This window comes from Serratia sp. Je.1.23.a, assembly GCF_051129805.1.
GTDB lineage: Bacteria > Pseudomonadota > Gammaproteobacteria > Enterobacterales > Enterobacteriaceae > Serratia > Serratia liquefaciens.
This window is the reverse complement of record NZ_JBCPSR010000008.1, coordinates 161,879-179,154: the sequence shown is the minus strand read 5'-3', so window position 1 is coordinate 179,154 and position 17,276 is coordinate 161,879. Positions and strand designations below refer to the sequence as shown.

General features: G+C 58.2%; 15 protein-coding genes. 4 read left to right on the top strand and 11 right to left on the bottom strand.

The annotated features are described in order from the left end of the window. Window positions 1-114: 114 nt before the first annotated feature. Both AAZT04_RS22940 and AAZT04_RS22935 read left to right on the top strand, forming a co-directional pair. Window positions 115-1,314, top strand: a complete 1,200-nt coding sequence (locus AAZT04_RS22940; protein ID WP_048760547.1) for an NAD(P)/FAD-dependent oxidoreductase — start codon at window positions 115-117, stop codon at window positions 1,312-1,314. 312 nt (window positions 1,315-1,626) lie between these two features. Beyond that, window positions 1,627-2,466, top strand: a complete 840-nt coding sequence (locus AAZT04_RS22935; RefSeq protein ID WP_129941709.1) for a putative oxygenase MesX — start codon at window positions 1,627-1,629, stop codon at window positions 2,464-2,466. Window positions 2,467-2,521: 55 nt separating this feature from the next. Here AAZT04_RS22935 and AAZT04_RS22930 read toward each other — a convergent pair whose 3' ends face one another. The 4 genes from AAZT04_RS22930 to AAZT04_RS22915 form a co-directional block, all read right to left on the bottom strand. Then, window positions 2,522-2,932, bottom strand: a complete 411-nt coding sequence (locus AAZT04_RS22930) for a VOC family protein (protein WP_048760442.1) — start codon at window positions 2,930-2,932, stop codon at window positions 2,522-2,524. 106 nt (window positions 2,933-3,038) lie between these two features. Continuing rightward, window positions 3,039-5,237, bottom strand: coding sequence for a virulence factor SrfC family protein (locus AAZT04_RS22925; protein WP_434681907.1), 2,199 nt, complete (start codon window positions 5,235-5,237; stop codon window positions 3,039-3,041). Continuing rightward, window positions 5,234-8,179, bottom strand: coding sequence for a virulence factor SrfB (locus AAZT04_RS22920; protein ID WP_434681948.1), 2,946 nt, complete (start codon window positions 8,177-8,179; stop codon window positions 5,234-5,236). The genes AAZT04_RS22925 and AAZT04_RS22920 overlap by 4 nt, the downstream gene beginning before the upstream one ends. Beyond that, window positions 8,179-9,393, bottom strand: coding sequence for an SrfA family protein (locus AAZT04_RS22915; RefSeq protein WP_434681905.1), 1,215 nt, complete (start codon window positions 9,391-9,393; stop codon window positions 8,179-8,181). The genes AAZT04_RS22920 and AAZT04_RS22915 overlap by 1 nt, the downstream gene beginning before the upstream one ends. Before the next feature lie 240 nt (window positions 9,394-9,633). Here AAZT04_RS22915 and AAZT04_RS22910 point away from each other — a divergent pair, with 240 nt between their 5' ends. Next, window positions 9,634-10,545, top strand: coding sequence for an arginase family protein (locus AAZT04_RS22910; RefSeq protein WP_434681903.1), 912 nt, complete (start codon window positions 9,634-9,636; stop codon window positions 10,543-10,545). A 1-nt stretch (window position 10,546) separates the two neighbouring features. On the opposite strand, the gene AAZT04_RS22905 is transcribed toward AAZT04_RS22910, so the two are convergent. Beyond that, entirely contained in the window at window positions 10,547-11,062 is a 516-nt protein-coding gene (locus tag AAZT04_RS22905) for an Lrp/AsnC family transcriptional regulator (RefSeq protein ID WP_232103496.1), read from the bottom strand. Window positions 11,063-11,103: 41 nt separating this feature from the next. Between AAZT04_RS22905 and ctlX the strand changes: the two genes are divergently transcribed. Next, window positions 11,104-12,030 carry a citrulline utilization hydrolase CtlX gene (gene ctlX / locus AAZT04_RS22900; RefSeq protein ID WP_048760450.1) on the top strand — a complete coding sequence of 309 codons (927 nt, stop codon included), beginning with the start codon at window positions 11,104-11,106 and terminating at the stop codon, window positions 12,028-12,030. Window positions 12,031-12,043: 13 nt separating this feature from the next. Here ctlX and AAZT04_RS22895 read toward each other — a convergent pair whose 3' ends face one another. The 6 genes from AAZT04_RS22895 to AAZT04_RS22870 are packed head-to-tail and all read right to left on the bottom strand — an operon-like array spanning window position 12,044 to window position 17,273. Next, window positions 12,044-12,655 (bottom strand): helix-turn-helix transcriptional regulator, encoded by a 612-nt coding sequence (locus AAZT04_RS22895; RefSeq protein ID WP_401527842.1) that lies wholly within the window; start codon window positions 12,653-12,655, stop codon window positions 12,044-12,046. Window positions 12,656-12,657: 2 nt separating this feature from the next. Beyond that, entirely contained in the window at window positions 12,658-14,292 is a 1,635-nt protein-coding gene (locus AAZT04_RS22890) for a Wzy polymerase domain-containing protein (protein WP_434681899.1), read from the bottom strand. A 22-nt stretch (window positions 14,293-14,314) separates the two neighbouring features. Next, window positions 14,315-14,854, bottom strand: a complete 540-nt coding sequence (locus AAZT04_RS22885) for a fimbrial protein (RefSeq protein ID WP_434681897.1) — start codon at window positions 14,852-14,854, stop codon at window positions 14,315-14,317. Window positions 14,855-14,872: 18 nt separating this feature from the next. Further along, window positions 14,873-15,877, bottom strand: a complete 1,005-nt coding sequence (locus AAZT04_RS22880) for a fimbrial protein (protein ID WP_434681946.1) — start codon at window positions 15,875-15,877, stop codon at window positions 14,873-14,875. Between the two features lie 14 nt (window positions 15,878-15,891). Beyond that, window positions 15,892-16,506: a fimbrial protein gene (locus tag AAZT04_RS22875; RefSeq protein ID WP_116691625.1), complete on the bottom strand. Its 615-nt coding sequence runs from the start codon at window positions 16,504-16,506 to the stop codon at window positions 15,892-15,894. Between the two features lie 11 nt (window positions 16,507-16,517). Continuing rightward, on the bottom strand, window positions 16,518-17,273 hold the full coding sequence (locus AAZT04_RS22870; protein WP_020837416.1) for a fimbrial biogenesis chaperone: 756 nt from the start codon (window positions 17,271-17,273) through the stop codon (window positions 16,518-16,520). Between the last annotated feature and the right edge of the window lie 3 nt (window positions 17,274-17,276).

Genomic DNA, 17,276 nt, shown 5'->3' with positions numbered 1-17,276 from the left:
GAGGGCTGCATGGCTTTACAATCTGCCGCCGTAAAGTTGTCGGTTACCGGTAGCGATACGGCGTAAAATAGCGGCCTTTTGTCGCGATTGTGGTTTTTATTCAGAGAGGCGCAGGTGGAACAGTTTGATGTCGTGGTAATAGGTGCGGGCGCAGCGGGCATGTTTTGCGCGGCGCAGGCAGGGCAACTCGGCTGCCGGGTGCTGCTGCTCGACAACGGCAAAAAACCGGGGCGCAAAATCCTGATGTCCGGCGGCGGACGCTGTAACTTTACTAACATGTACACGGAGCCTGCTGCTTACCTGTCGAATAACCCGCATTTCTGCAAATCTGCGCTGGCACGCTACACCCAGTGGGACTTTATCGATCTGATCAACCGTCATGGCATCGCCTACCACGAGAAAACCCTGGGGCAACTGTTTTGCGACGACTCGGCGCAGCAGGTGGTCGAACTCCTGGTGAAAGAGTGCGAGCAGGGTCAGGTGACGACACGCCTGCGCAGCGAAGTGCTGGGCGTAGAAAAAACCGCAGAAGGCTTCGAACTGGCGCTGAATGGTGAGAAAGTGAGCGCTCGCTCACTTGTGGTGGCCAGCGGTGGATTGTCGATGCCGGGCCTGGGCGCGACGCCGTTCGGCTATAAGCTGGCGGAGCAGTTTGGCCTGAAGGTATTGCCAACGCGCGCCGCGCTGGTGCCTTTTACGCTGCATAAACCGCTGTTGGAGCATTTGCAGACCCTGTCTGGCGTCTCTGTGCCGGCAGTGATCACCGCAGAAAACGGCGTCAGCTTCCGCGAAAGCATATTGTTTACCCATCGTGGCCTGTCCGGGCCGGCGGTATTGCAACTTTCCAGCTACTGGCAGCCCGGTGAGTTTGTGAGTGTTAACTTACTTCCTACGCTTGATCTGGCGGGCTTCCTCAATGAGCAACGTCAGGCACACCCTAATCAAAGCCTGAAAAATACCCTGGCGCTGCACCTGCCGAAGCGGTTGGTGGAATGTTTGCAGACCTTGGGCCAACTGCCGGAAGCGACATTAAAGCAACTGAACCCGACGCAGCAGACAGCGTTGGTGGAAACCTTGCAGAATTGGCGCGTACAACCCAACGGTACCGAAGGCTACCGCACGGCGGAAGTGACGCTCGGCGGCGTCGACACCAAAGAGCTGTCCTCCAAGACCATGGAGGCCGCCAAGGTGCCGGGCCTGTACTTTATTGGCGAAGTGGTGGATGTGACAGGGTGGCTGGGGGGGTATAACTTCCAGTGGGCCTGGAGTTCTGCCTGGGCTTGCGCTCAGGCGCTGGCGGCTCAAAAGCAATAATTTCCGCCGGGGTGATGTAAAAGCCGGCATTTGCTGCGTCGGGCGGAACCGACGCAGCAAATAAAATTATGGTTTAAGACCGATAAATAAATAATGCGTACCGCACGAAACAGAGTAATCCGTCGATATTCAATTTATTGTATTTAGCGGTATTTAAATTATTTGTAAATCAAGTTTTTTGGTATTATTTTTAGTTTAATTATTCTATCTAAATTTATTTAATTAATGGTGGATAACCTGATTTTTATTATTTACAGCGAGTGAAAAACCTCATCTATAATTATTTTTCATGTTTTCGAGTGAGAAATTATTATGAATGGCGTTTTCTTTGTTCGGCAAATACCTATTACCCCAGAACTTCAGGTTACAGAATTAAAAAACCACGCCAATGGTTTCCTGCGCTATAACAATATCAACGATCTGGCACACAGTGGTCCAGAAGCCCTGACCTGGTTCCTGAACCGCGCCAATGCGCTGTTTAAAAGCAATTATCCTTCTGCGCTGCCCACTGCCTCATTGCAATTGTCGTATTTGTCGGTTTTTTGCCGTGCGGAACATGAAGTGGATAGCCAGGCATTACCTGTTTACGATTTCCTCAAAATCGATATTCAACCCACAGGAAAAAGCGGCTACGGCGTAATGTTCTCTTCGCAGATGCGCGAGTATTATCGCGATCGGCTTGAAAATGGCATGGATACGTCGGAAATTCCGGTCGATCAGGCGTTCTTCAACTCTATTTTCAAGCAAGACTCGCCCAAGACCGGCGTACTGGAAAGCTATCCGGTGATCATGATCCCCCGTAGCGCAAATGAGCAAGCTCCTTCGCTTACGCATACCTATCTCAGCAGCCTGGGGCTGGATTCCCGGCATGTCCAGCCGCCTGCGTCGGCTTATCCTTTCCGGTTTTACTTCAAACAGGATCTTGCCACGCAGGATCCCGAAGTCATCGCGGCAATCTCAGCCTGCGGGCAGGCGATGTTTGAAATCGTACGCCCGCACCTTTATCCGTTGGATCAGCAGGATATGCCGCGTTTTGACATGGCGCACCTGACGGACATCAAGTGGGAGCAGCACAATACGGCGCGCAGGTGGGTGGCTGAGCATCAGCCCTGCGTCGAGGCGCTGATGGCGCTGCACGGTATCAGGCACTAGGGTTAAGCCGGCGACGGGAACCAATCATTCAATACTGCGGAATATCCTTGCGACGCTACGCCGCTGGGCCTTTCAGCTCCACGCGATTGCCGTCTGGATCGGTGAAATAGAGAGACGGCCCGTCGCCCTCTGCGCCAAATCGGGATTCGGGGGGATCAACGCTGATCCCCTGCGATCGCAAATATGCTAACAGTTCGCCCTCGTTGAAAGGATCGATGCGCAAACAGAAATGATCGACATTCTGCTGGCGAGCGTCGGGATACTGGCCGCCTTTTTTCCCCAGCACGCCCTCGACGTCGACCAGATCAAGCATGGAAACGCCGACGCGCAGATGTACCAGCCCCAGATCGGGACGCCGTCTGGCGATTTCACATCCCAGTATCTGGGTATAAAATTGAAGGCTTTTTTCCAGGTCGGTGACGCGCAGTACCAGGTGATCGATTTTCTTCAGGCTGAATGGGCGCACGCTGATGTCCTCAGATCGACGGATAATTAATCAGTATAATATACCCGTCGCCTTTCACGTTGCAGCGTCGTTACCTGCATAAGTTACGTGGCCTTACCTGAATTTGTCAGTGCCCGTCATTGCCGGCAAGGGTTGTCACTATGGCTTCCAGCGCGGCATGCGGCGCGGCTGCGAGTGTAGAGCCCGCCTGCGCATTTTCCGCCAGCAGCCGCTGCAGCCCGACCAGCCAGTCGTAGATATAGAAGGCGGCATTTTTCGCCGGCGTGGGCGCCAGTTTGGTCAAGCGCTGCTGATTGCCCCAGTCGACCGCGGGCTGCGGTGGTGGGGTAAAGATTGGCTGGCCGGGATTGATGCGGCTGGCGGGGCGTAAAGCCGCCTCACGCTGCTGGAAGCCCAGCCAGGCAACGAAATCGCTCAATACCGTCAGCGCCTGGCTGACCTGACGATCCTCCCCCTGTTCCGGCAGGGCGCCTGCGGCCAATGCGCGCTCCAGCGTTGCGTCAATCTCCAGACGGCAGGCGGCGCTAATCAGCGCATCGACCAGCAGTTCCAGCTGCGGTTTTTCGACGCCCAACAGGGTCAGCAGTTGGGCATTGTCCGGCAGGCAACGCAGATGATTAACCCAGTCGGCGAATACCTTTTGGGCAAAGGAAGAACGCCCATGTTCCACCGAGCTGGTCACGGCGCTATCTTCCTCACCAAACAGGTCGATCTCCATATCGAACGGCGGTGCGGCGACAGTCGGTGCCGGTGAAGCATGCTGTTGCTGCACGAAGAGTTGGCGCAGCCTGTCGCGCTGCGGCAACAGCCATTCCAGCAATTCACCATGCGCCCCAGCCTGCGCCTGCAAGGCTCGCAGCAGTTGTTGGCTGCGCTGTTGCACACGCTGCGGATCCGCTGCGGCAAGCCAGTTGCCGAGCAGGCTTTCACTCAGCTCACGCCGCAATTCTTGTTGCAGTTCCTGAATGCGCGCTTGTTTCAATGCCGGGCGCGCCTGCGCCATCAGATAGTCCGTCATGCGGCGGCAGTCGCGTTCATCCATGGCCAGCAGGGTGGCCCAACTGTCGCCGGGCTCACCGACGTAGCGCTGAACGGCGTCGTCGGGGCGGGCTTTCCCTTCGCGCGACGCGTCGAACGGCGTGATTGCCCAGATTAAACCGGGCTTACGACGGCTGCGTACCGCAGCACTTTCCCCCTGAGTGCGTTTAACCCAGTAGGCCAGCGCATGGCCGGTTCGACTGGCCTCCTGTGGCGTGCCGGCGGCATCGCTGACCAGCAACAGACTGGTCTGTAGATTATCGGCGTAGTGGGTCAGCAGATTGGCGCGTTTGGCCTGTTGCATACGCCATGTCAGATCGCCGTCTGAGCGACGGAGGCTGGCTGGAATGTCGAGAAGCTCAGCGTCGACGGGCAGCCCAGCGGGCAGAGGTGTTGTCACTTCGGCAGCTAACCACGCGAGATCGGCCTGCGCGACATCCACGACGGCGCCGTTTTCTGTCATTACAGAAAGTTTCACCTCGGCTGGCGTGGTGACCGCGTGGGCATGCTGAATACCCGTATCGGGATCCAAAGCTTGTAGAGCGGCCTGTACGCGTTCGCAGCAGCCCAGCGTCTGGAGGCTATGCGCCAACTGACGATAGAGCATGGTCAGCGCCGGGTCTTCACCCCACAGCGGTGCGAACAGGCGGGCCCGGTCGTCAATGCTCAGATAGGGGGCCAATGAGACGGCCTGCGGCCAGAAGTGGCGGTCCAGCGCCTGTTGCCATTTGCCGCCGTGGTGACGAAGAGTGTCCCACAGCGCCACGATGGCATTGCTGTCCATGCCGCCAATCGCCATGGGCTGGCGATGGCGTTCCAATGTATTCAGGTGTGCGGCAATAGCTCGTGCGTCTCCATCCGGGCGAAAGCCGTTCATCAACGCTGCACTGGCCGTCATGGCGAGCAACTGCGCGTTATCCAGCAAGGTGATGGTCACCGGATAAGCTGGGGATGTTACGACGGCGGGCGCGCAGTAGCGTACTGCCAACGGGCAATCCTCTGAAAGCAGCGCGGCGCCGGGGGCCAATGCCGCCAAGAGGTGGGCTTTGGCAGCCGCGTTATGACCATAAAGGCCGATGGCGACGCGGTGAGGTGTGGCGGTGTCCAACTTCCGCGCCTGATTGTAGCTGCGGCGCAAACGGATCGTCAGGTTATCGGCTTCCCGGTCCAGGCGAGCCGACTGTTGCCGTGCGCCGGCGACCCAGTCAATGGCCTGGATAATTCCGTCGCTGAGGCGGTTTATCGGGTCTGAAGTGATAGGTTTCATCGTTGATAAATGCTCCCGCTGTCGATCCAGTAATGGGTTGCACCAGAGGCGCTGGCAGCCAGGGTATTGAGTTTAAGCTGTAGCTGATGTGCGTGAACCGGGCTGCCGTCGGCCAGCATGGCCTGGGCAATTTTAACGCCCTCGGCACCTTGCGCTTCACTGCCGGTAATGGCCAACCGCAGGCTGATGACCGCATCGCCAGCCAGCTTGCGTGCCAACAGGGGATCGGTGATGGTCAGCGTATATAACGGCGATGCCGGCCAGCGCGGGTTGTCCAACTGACGGAACCCAAGGCGCAAAGGACCGCGCAGCTGAAAGCAGCCGGCGGGATCCAGCGCAAAATCGGCGCGATCCAGATCGATATCGCGATAGTAGACGTTATCGTCCGCCAGCATGTTATTGCCGTCCAGCATGCCCAGATGGCGAACGGTGGAATAGGGCTGGAAATCCCCAACGTTGAAGTAAAAACTCTCGAGGCGCAGGTCGATGGCCAGCAGGCACAGCATCGCTCCCACGGCGGCGGTGGATTTGGGGTTATCGATACGCCCACGCTTGTTAAATGGATACCAACTGCGGGTGTGATAGCCCTCGAGCGGCAAGATGCGGCTGGCGGGCAGCGGCTGCAGATGGCGCAGCAGGGCCTGGACGCCGGGGAAACGTGCCGGGCGGCCGGTCAGCAGCAACACATCGCAGGCGTACAGCGCCACCACTTCACACAGCAGCCGCAGGCAGCGGCCAATGCCGATCCGGTCAGACAAGAAGGCGCTGTGCAAGTCACCCAGGCGGACGACCAGCGGCGTGTGCAAAATATCGAAAGAAGAAGTGCCGGTTTCGCGCTGGATCTCGCCGTTGATAAACGCCAGCACTTGCGGGGTTGGGGCTTGAGGCAACAGTTCGTCCAGGCTGGCGGCCACTTCGGCCTGGGCATCCAGCGGGTCGTAATCCTCATAAGCTGCCAACAACGCACGCCCGACAGGCATGAAAATCTGTAGCGCGGCCTGTTGGCGCAGGGTGGAAAATCCGTCCATGCGGCCTTCATTGCCGAAAAGCTTATCCATCACGGCCACCGGGGCCGCGACCCCAGCGTCCTCGATAGCCTGCTGCACGGCGGGCAAGATAAACAGCTGGATCACGTCCAGCAAAATATCGTCACCGGCGACTTTAAAGCCTTCGCGGAACAGCAGGCGAGGGTTGATCTTGATGTTATTGCCTACGCCATCGTCCAGCCTGTACTGGGTGATTGCCAGATCGGTGGTGCCGCCGCCGATATCGATGGAGGCGATACGCAGCGTTTTTCCTGCCGGTTCATCGGCTGCCAAAGGGCGATCCGGTCGGGCCATGCTGGCAAAAAAGGCGTCGGTACGGCCGGCGAAGTTCACCTGGGTTTCGTTGTACAGATAAACCATCTGGCCGCAGGTCGCCTCGTCCCATTCCATGTGCACCTGCGGAACGGGGAAGCGGGTTTGCTTGCCGTCGAACGGTGCGTCCAGCGGGTGCCAGCCCATGGCTTTCCACACCAGGCCAATCGCCTCCTGCATGCGGCGGCGGAAAATTTCCCGTTCCGGTTTCGGCATCGCCGAAGGCAATGTCAGGATGATAGTTCGCAGGCGGCGCGGGGCGGTGGCATTCGGCATTTTTGCCCGTTGGGCGACGCTGTTGATCTGCATCAGCGCCTGCGTCAGCAACTCGGTCAGCATCAGCGTCATAACCGCGCTGCGGCTGTAATGGGCGGCGAATACCGGTAGCCGTTCCGCTAACGGCAGCGCAGAAAGCGGAACGCCTTCATCGTTTAACAGGGTGGTCAAGGGAGCTGCGGTGGCCATCGGCTCCTGCTTGCCGTTAAAACGCCAGCCAGGCGCATAGCGTTCTTCGTCCCACAGGTAGCGGCGGGGGCTGGAAATACCGGTGGTGCCTTCACTACCCTGCCGTTGTTGCGCCAGCTGTGCGGCCTCGCGGCCCACGCGGGTGATGGAAGGCCAGACAAAGGCGTCGTCGCGCCCGCTCTGGAACGAGAGGCCGGGTTTGCCGAACGAAACCTGAGAAAACTCGACCCGGCTTTCGAACAGTTCGTTGTACACGCAGTGCGGCGCGCTGAGCGAGCGTAGCTGCAGTTCATAGGTCTGCTTCAGGCCGTTGCTTTCTTCCGGATGGTCTTCGACCAGCACGCCACAGGTGTGGGAGTTGCCGACGTCCAGAATCACGTCCACGTTGACCGCGGGCTGCTGCAGCGTGGCCGCGATGATCTTTATCTGCGGCACCGCCAGTTGGTCGCCGAGCATGTTCAACACGTTGAGGTAGTGCGCCTGATATTCGAAAGTTTTCAACCCGGTGTAGATCTGAGCTTCGGCACGTTGTTCCAACGTGGTGGCGCCTTCGGTAAAGACTTCGCGCAGCCAACCGTCCACCCAGGTCAGATCGAGAAACTCGCCCAGATCGTGATTGCGGTGGGCCAGCGCGAAGCTTAGTCCGGTGTCGAGATCGCTTTCACTCGGGGCTAACGCCTCCTGGCCTGGCGTCGCGATACGGGTATCGAATGCCAGCACCACCCGCAGCGAGTTGCCGTCCTGATCGGGGGTATCCAACTGAAGGATCTGCATGCGTGCCCAGTTGTCCGGCCCGGCCAGAAACGCCCCGGAAGGGGTGTAGCGAAAGAACGGTAGTGGCAGCCAGGTCTTATCCAACAGCCGCAAAGATTGCTGCAGGGGATAACTGAATTCAGGGCGCACCACTTCATCGACCTGCCCCGGCTGCGCGGGCAGCAGGTATTTGCCGCTGTCGGCATGCCACTGCAGGCGTAAAAGTGGGCCACTCGCCGTCTGGCGGACAAACTTGCCCGGAAAATCGGCATCCAAAACCGGCGTCAGGGCAAAGTCCAGAAATTGGATGCCGCTGTCCTGAATCAGCGTAATGGCGTTTTTATAGTCCGTAAGGGGGGCCAGCATCATTTACTCTCGCGCTTTAACGTCATGGGATAAACCGTGTCCGCAGCGTAACGGCCGGTGCATTCCGCCGGGCCGGTCTCATTTTGCCTGCAGACGATTTCCGGTAGTGGGTAGCGGCTGCCGTCGCTGCAACGCGCTTTGGTGCGGCTGTTGATCACCAGATTGCCTGACTGCATCAGCCCGGCCTCTATCGGCGCCCGGCAGGTGATGGCATCGCCGTAGGTGATGCTGGCGGTGCCTTTTCCGTTATTGAGACGGTATTGCAGGCTGGGCCGTTTGCCGGTCAGCGGATCTTTCAACGCCACCGTCGCGCGCCATCTGCCGTTGAGAAAACGGGTGGAGCCGGCCTTGACCGCTGCGGCTGGCAGTACCAGCGAATTTTTGTCCGCCGGCGGCAACACCACCGGGACGGGCGGCGGCGGCATTAGCGTGGCGTGTGCCAATGGCAGATGCAGCTTGGGGATCGGCTTGGCGACACCGACAGGCGAAGGTGATGGTGCCAGCACCGCCGGAGATGTGGCTGGTGGGGGATTCGTTTGGCTCAGCCAACCCGCCAGCAAGGCCATGATCGCTATCACTGGCGCCATCCACACGTAGCGGCGCCACGGCCTGCGCACCGGCGCGGGGATAATTTCTGGCGTCAGGGCTTCGGGTTCCGCAACAGGTTGAGGCTCGGGGGCCACCTCTACGCGCGGAGTGGCGGCAATTGGCGTCGGTTTTTCTGCCGGCTCTTCGGCTGAGCGCAGGCAGGCCAGCGGATCGTCCTGACACTGTGCCTGTGGCCTGATAAAGCCCCAAAAGGTCAGCACCGGTTTATCGTCGACCAGATAAACATGGTTGGGATCTGGTATTTGCATCGCCTTGCTTAACAAGGCGCCGAAAAGGCGTTGGCTGGGATGGTCGGTCGTCTGTGTCTCGGCGATCAGGGCGTTGAAGGTTGCCAGGCTGCGCTCCAACAGGTGCACGGCCTGAGCGCGTTGAGCCTCGTTCGCTGCCAACCAGGAGGTGACTTTTCCAGGGAAAGGCGAGTACCAGTCAATGTGAGTGCCCGCCTCGTTAGGTTGCGGGATAGCCAGACAATCAGCGGCCGGCTGCTGTTGACGAATGCGCAGAGTTTCCCGCAGCTGCAACGCGCAGGCGTAAACCGGCTGTCCATTCTCGCCCAATGCAAGCACATCATCCAAACGGCCACTGCGTAAAAAGGGTTTTCCCACTGCCAAGCACCTTGTCCTGTTACCGATAAACGCATAAACGGTCATGGTAACCCGCGAACTAAAGCGGCAAACGGCCAAGGACAGGCGTAAAAAGGCACCTCTTGCTTTAATGGGCGAGGCAGAAAACGCATAAAGCCTGTTTATCGTGGCAATACCGCAGCCTGTTTCCTGATGCCGTGAGGCGAAAACCGACTCATAGGCTAAGCTGGCTTGAAGAGAGTTTTTCATTAGGTGACCCGCATGCAGATCATTCTGGCCCCGACCAATCTGGGGCTGCGCCCTCTGTGGCCCAGCCATATCCCCGGTACCTGGCGAGCGCCACAGGCGCTGATGGCACAGGGGTTGGCTCAACGGCTGGCGGCGGAGGCCATCCATGAGTTAGTGTCGCCGACCTATTCGCCGCTGGCCCCCTCGGGCACCCGCATACGGAATGGCCATGCCATTCGCGCTTTCAATTTAGAGCTGGCTGCAGAGGTGGCCGCGGTGCAAGCGCGTGGTGACTTCCCGCTGGTGATTGGCGGTGACTGCTCAATTTTGTTGGGCGCGCTGGCGGGCGGGCGCCGCGCAGGGCCGCTTTCGCTGGTGCACATTGATGGGCACAGCGACTTTCGTCATCCCGGCAACTACGATCCTCAGCAGATGTTGGGCGCGGTGGCGGGGATGGATCTGGCATTGGCAACCGGCCGCGGGGAGGCATTGTTGACCGAATGGCCCGATGTGGCAGGGCCGCTGGTACCGGATTGCCAGATTTTACAATTGGGTGAGCGAGAGTGCCGCGACGTGGATTTCGCCTGGCCGGATATCAATCAGACTGCCATCACGCGTATCGATGTTTTTGCCGCGAACCTGATGGGCAGGGCGGAAATTATACGGCATATCGACCAGATGCTGGCCGCCGAGCCAGAGTGGCGATTTTGGTTGCACCTTGATGTGGACGTGCTGGATCAGGCCGTGATGCCGGCGGTGGATTCCCCCGGCAGCCCCGGTATCGATCGTCTTTGGCTGGAAAATATCGGGGCTAAGCTGCTGCAAAATCCGCTGTGCTGCGGCATGACGGTATCGGTATTCGACCCGGATCTGGATCCCGATAACCGCTACGCGGCATTGATCGTGGAAATGCTCGCGGCGATGTTCCATCGGCACAAACCTTAAGTCAGGCCTTGTGTGTCGACAGCAGGATGCTGGTTTCGGTGCTGGAAATGCCGGCAATGCGCCGAATTCTCCCCAGGATTTTGTCGAAGTTCTCCAGGCTGTCGGTGCGGATCTCCACCAAAATATCCCACTTGCCGTTGGTGGTGTGCAGGGTAAACACCGCGGGCTCGCCGCGCAGCTGTTGCAACACGCTTTGCGCCTTGGTGCCTTCGACCGCCACGGACATCCAGGCGCGGATGCGGTTATGTTCCACCCCCGGTTTTACACGGATGGTGTAGCCGGTAATGATCCCTTGCGCCTCCAGCGCCTCAATTCTTTTTTGCACCGTAGCGCGTGATACCCGGACCTTATTGGCCAGTTCGGTCACCGAGCTACGGGCATTTTCGCGCAGCAGCGCGAGGATTTGGCGGTCGGTATCGTTCATGGTGGCAAAGTGTCGGTTTGAAGTGGCGATTTGTAAAAATATAGAGCAATTTAGCCAGTTATCACACTGTTTGGCGTCAAATTGATTTTCCATAATAGGGCGGCGTCGCTATCCCGAACCCTGTGAGAAACATCATGCAAACCACCCAATCCGTTTTTATGGTGCGGCCATTCGGCTTCGCCGCCAATCGAGAAACCCGGCACAGCAACTTCTTTCAAAAAATCACGGAACATAATGAAAATCAGGCAACGTTGGCATTAACTGCCTTCAATGATTACGTCGACGCACTGACGCAAGCCGGTATCGACGTTACGGTGATAGAGGATACTGGCGGGCAGGAAACGCCGGATGCGTTATTTCCCAATAACTGGATTGCTCTGCTGGGGGACGGCAGCCTGTTCACCTTTCCGATGGAAGCGAAGAACCGACGACGGGAGCGCCGCCAGGACATTATCACGCAGCTCGCCAATGATTTTGTGGTTGAACGGCAAATTGATCTTTCCGCCCACGAACTGGCGGGGCGCTTTCTGGAGGGTACCGGATCGCTGATCCTGGATCACCGGCATAAGCTGGCTTACGCCTGCCGGTCTTCACGCAGTTCGCCGGAGGTAGGCCGCGAATTTGAACGACACTCCGGCTACCAGATTGTCTGGTTCGAGGCTGCAGACCGCCATAATCGGCCCATCTATCACACCAACGTGATGCTGAGCGTCGGTACGGAATATGCCATTGTTTGCCTTGAAAGCATCCGCAACGAAACGCAAAAAAGTGCGCTGATCGCTTCGCTCACACGCAGCGGAAAAACCATTATCGATGTCAGTTTTGCCCAGATGGAGGCCTTTGCGTGCAACGTGCTGGAACTGCGCGCCAAAGACGGCCACCCGGTTTACGCCATGTCCACCCGGGCCTGGGCTCATTTCACCCCGAAGCAGCAAACGCTGCTCGGCAGCTATGCGCGCCTGGCGCTTGGACCTATTGATATCATTGAGGATCTGGGCGGCGGCGGGGCGCGGTGCATGCTGGCGGAAATTTTCCTGCAGCGTAAATTCGCACCGGCCTGACTGCGCTGGCCACTCAGTTCAATCCCAATTGATTCAGCAGCATCTTGTTCAATTCGATGCTTTTGTGGACGTTCAGCTTGCGCATCGCCGAGCGCTTATGGGCACTGATGGTCTTCTGGCTGCGCTGCAGCATACCGGCGATGGTACAGGCGGACATGCCGGAGCTCATCAGCTTCAGCACCTTCTTTTCGCAGCTGCTCAGGGCGGCAATACGGCACTGTCGGCATTTCCAGATGCCGCTGGCGTGCAGGGCGACCCAGGGCTGCTGGCAAAAGCGCTCCAGCGCCAGCTGCAGTTTTGCGCGAACGACGGCATCATCATCGCGCCGATTAATGCTAAACAGCGCCGGATGCTTGTGCTCGTAGTGAGCATCGCGGTCGTTGAGGATCAGCACTGTCATTTGCCGATGGCGCGGCGTCTGATAAGGGCTCTGGTAGCAGCGGGCACAGCCGCAGCTGTCTTCCATTGTGCGGAAGACGATTTCTATCGGCTCCATATTTAGCAAATCGGCCGAGGTGCCGCGGCTGCTTGCATTCAGGTTATGGAGGTAATCCTCTACCAGCAGGCGCAGTCCGAGCTGATAAAAGTTATCGCTGCCCAACAGGGTGAACCGGATATTAAGCATAGTTACTCCTCAAAGCGCGCATCGTGCGGAAACAGTCGCTTGGCCTGGCGTTGCAGCTCGGCGGCTCGCTGGGGCTGTTGCAGTAGCCGGCTGACCGCCATCAAATTGATGTAAATATTGGCGTCTGGCCGCACGCGGATTTCGTTTTCAGCCCATTGCTGGTAGCTCAGCAACGTAGCGATATCGCGGGTTTGCGGGTATTGCAGCAGCTGTCGCAACTGCATGTCATAGTCGTAACGGACCTGCCAGGGCGTCGGTGTGATGACCTGGTTCATAGGGCCGAATTGCCGCAGGCCGCTTTTTTCTACAGCGGTAATGATCAGCGCGCTGTGCAGGCCGTTAAGCAGATACGGCACCATCAATGCAGCGATGCCCGCAGTGGTCAGCCGCAGCGGGAGCTGCGAATGGGAGGGCAGCCGCAAACGGCGTCGGAGGTCGCTAACGCGCAGAATCACCAGCAGCAGCACCGCGTGGGCGGCGGAGAGATAAAGCGGGTATTCCACCATCATGTGCAGCAGGATCGGCAACGCCGCCAGCCAGGGCGCGGGCCGTAATGCAAGGGCGCGGGTGCGCTGCAGCAAATGCCAGAGTCCCCAGACGATCAGGGCGATACCGCTCAGGCTCAGCAGACCGCCTTCGACGCCCCACAGCAATATCTCGTTGTGCGGGTGGCTGATGGCAACGCTTTCCATACCGCTGCTGTGAGTGGTGTAAAAATGATGCAGAAAATCGTGCTGAAAATGGCCGTAACCCCAACCTAACCAGGGACGCTCGGCGATCATGTCTAGCGCCTCTTGCCAGTAGGTAAGTCGGTAAAAAATCGGTTCCGGCAGCATAAGCGCCCGCGTAGCGCCATTTAGCATCACCAGCAACAGCCCGGCGCTTACCCCGGCCATCAACAACAGCAGGGCGATGCCGGCGCGGCGGCGGTTAAGGCGGTACAGCATCCACAGTTGGAGCGGAGACAGCAGCAGGGCCGCCAGCAGTCCGACGCGGGAGGCGATAACGATCAACAACAGCGGTGCCAGCAGCAGCATGGCGGCGGCCAGCCATTGCAAACTGCGCGACAAAGGGCGACGGGCGCTCAGCAGATACAGCGCCAACGCCAGGCCGGTGGCCATAAAGCTGGCCATCAGGTTCCACTGCTGGAAGATGCCGTAAGGGCGGTTTTTCAAGGTGTTATAGCCCATCCAGTTGCCCGGCTGCAGCAAACTGTATTGCACCAGGCCCAGCAAGGCTTCGATAACCGTCGCTGCCAGCAGCAGCATCAATAGCCTGCGCCGCCACCGGCGATCGAGCGGGATTTGCAGCAGCGCAAAGTAGGCCAGAACGCCCAGCACCAATCCCATCAGGCGCGGCAAGGCTTCGCTTAACCAGGGCTGTTGAGCCCACAATAGCGGCAGGAGTAAAATCAGGCTGCCGGACGCCAGCAGGTTAAAGAAGCCGGAGGTGGCCAGCGGCGGACGGCTGAACAGCATCGCACCTATGATCAACAGGGCGATGAAGATCCCGCCGACCAGATTCCACGGCAGATAGAATCCGCTGCCGCCGCGATTGGGCCAGTAAATGTGCATGGCGATCAGGCAATAAAATGCCGCCAACCCGAATAACCAGGCTGCTTTAGATTTGGACATCATGACGTGTTCCTGCGGCGCCGACTTACTGATAAGCCAGTACGAAATTGGCTACCGAACTGAACTCACCCTCGGTAATGGTTTTATTCTGTATCGCGCTGGGATGGCCCTGCACATAGGCGGTGAAATTCAGAATATTGGCACCGTCTTGCAACGTCATCGCGCTGGTGGCCTGGTTCAAATCAATGTCCGCGCCCTTGCTGTCAAACAGGGCGATCGCGGCACCGTTGGCGCCGTTATTGATCGCCAGCTTGCCCGGCAGTTCGCTGTCCTCGTTCCCGCTGAAGGTGACATTGACGGTTTTAAACACCGCCGTTTTACAGTCGGTCAACTTGATGTTGAACGGCACCGGGTTGCTATGGCCGTAGCGGTACAGGGTTTTGACGATCACCGTGTCCATTTCCACCACCTGATCGGCCGATTGCGGTTCGATATTGCAGGGGCGACTCACCACGGTGCCGTGGAACTGCAGCGGTGAGCCGACCAGCTCGGTATCCGCCAGCGTCGGCAGTGCCGAAAAGAGTAGCGGCGTGCAACTGAGCATCGCTAAAGCGCGTAAACGCATCGTCTGTTTCTCCCTGAATTACTCGAAGGCCGCCACAATGGTGGCAGAGGCGTTGAATTCCCCTTCCGCGATTTCTTTACCGCCGTTGGCCAATGGTACGGCAACCAGGTTCCAGCTACCGCCGTTACCGATATTTGGCACCGGGTAAAACTCATTTGGGATCACCAACTGGCCGTTATGCTTGATCTCGATACCGAGGTCGGTTTTATCGGTTTTAAATGCGTTATTGGTGAAGGGCGCCGGGGTGCCGGAGACCGCCAGTTTGATGTTCAGCGTACCGTCTTCGAAGCTGCCGCCTTCGCATTGGAAGCGCACCGGGATACTTTGTGGGTAGCTGGCGCCGTTCAGATTGCTGCCGCCGATTTCACCGAACTCGACGTTGATCAGTTGGCCTTCGTTCACCACGCATTTATCCGGCACGTAGAGAATGGCGGACTGAATAAACACCTGCGCCATCGGATTGGGGCCGAAACCTGCGTCGGTTGACCCCAAACGGCCATACATCTCGATGATCTGCCGGTCATTGATCTGTACGCCGTTAATAATTTTTTTGCGTACCCGGAAGGTGACCCGACCTTTGGATCCACTTTCGTAGTTATTGATTTGTGCATATGGCGGATTGCAAGAGTGGTTGGTGTATTCATTTGAGACGTTATAAAACGGCACGGTGACATAGGCTTTTTTATTGCCGGCGATCCAAACCTCGGCTTTTAGGTCCAGATAGTCATTCAGTTTCAAATAGCCGTTGCCGTAGTCGGAGGCGGGCAATGCCGAATCCGACTTATAAAAGTGCGGGCTACGAGGGATCGGCGTATCGCAATAGGCCTTGCCGGTATATTGGCCACCTAACGAATAGGGAAACTCTTTGGTAAAACCGACCTTGTTGGTGATATTGCTTTCATTCAGGTCGATATAAAATGGCTTTGCCCCGCCGTCCGGCGTGACGTAGCCGTTGGCCCACACGGCTGGAGCCGTCAGCGCCAGTGCCAGCGGCAGGCAGGAGTTAAGGTAGGTTTTTTTCATCACGTTTGTGAACCTCACAGGTAAATCACCTGAATGTGCGCCACGCCGGAAAAACCGGCCGCCATCACCGCTCGCTGCGTGGATTCCACGCTGGCGCTGAACCACAGCGTATTGCTGCCGGGCTGCAGAATGTAAGGCCGGCTCTGCTGGTTGAGCGATAGCGCATGGCCCTGCTGATCCTTCAAACGCAGGCCGATGCCCTGTACGCCGCCGTTCAGTTTCAGCAGATCGGGGTTGTTGATATCGCTTTCGCCGAGAAACACCAGCGTGGCGGCCTGTTCACCCTGCAAATAGAGCTGCCCGGCATCGCCGTTACGTTGCCCTGCCGGGTTATCCGCCAAGGCTTTGGCCCCCAGCAGGCAGTTGCGGAACGAGAGGCGAAAACGTACCGGCGCACTCTGATCGCCGGCGTTTTGAAAATCGCGCGCGTTAACATCACCCAAATCAATCGACTGATCCTGGCTGTCCGGCGTCAGGCTGCACGGGGAGCTGAGCAGGCCGCCATGAAAGCTGACGGTGCCGGTGGTGCCTTGGATCACGCCCAGTGGCGTTGCCGCCGTCGCGCTGCCGCTAACCAGCAGCGCGGCGATCAGCAGGGGCCGCAGGCGGCCGCCGGTGAATTCAGCCATGCGGAATCTCCTTATTTTTTGGTCTCAGGCACGGCGTTGCACACGCTGCCGTTACAGGCGAAGCGCAGCTCCGGGTGACCGCCGTAGTCATTGATATAGGTGATGACAAAGCTGTTGAGGCCGTTGTCGCGCACCTTAATGGTTTCGCTCGATTTCGGTTTCAGCATCACCGGCTGGAAGTCGCCCAGCGCGCCGCCGCCCTGTTTCTGCGTTTGGCGAGTCATGCCGGTCAGGGTGATGTAAAACGGCGTAGGGTTTTCAACGGTGAAACCGCCGGTGCTTTTGCGAAATACCAGCTTCTCCTGCCACACTTCGCCTTTTGGCGCGACGATGGCCTTTGGCCGATAAAACAGTTTGATCTGGGTTTGCAGTGCCAACTGCATCACGTTGGTTTTACTGCTTTTCGGCGGAATTTCACGCAGGTTGAAATAGAACACCGACTCGCGATCTTGCGGCAGACGATCGGCCTCCGGCGTCTTGGTGATGCGCACCACGCTGCGTTCATTGGCTTCAACCCGCTGCAACGGCGGTAACACCACCAGCGGCGAAGTGATTTTCTGGTGCTGCTCGTTTTCCAGCCAGGACTGCGCCAGGAAAGGCAGTTCCTTGTTTTCGTTGACAATATTCAGGCTGATTGATTTCGCGTCGCTGAGGTAAACGGCGCGAGTACGATCCAGCGATATTGCTGCGTTGGCGGCCGGTACTGCAGCGGTCAAAGCCAGGCCCAGCGCGGCCATTTTTGCTAACGGAACGTTGTTCATAATCATCAA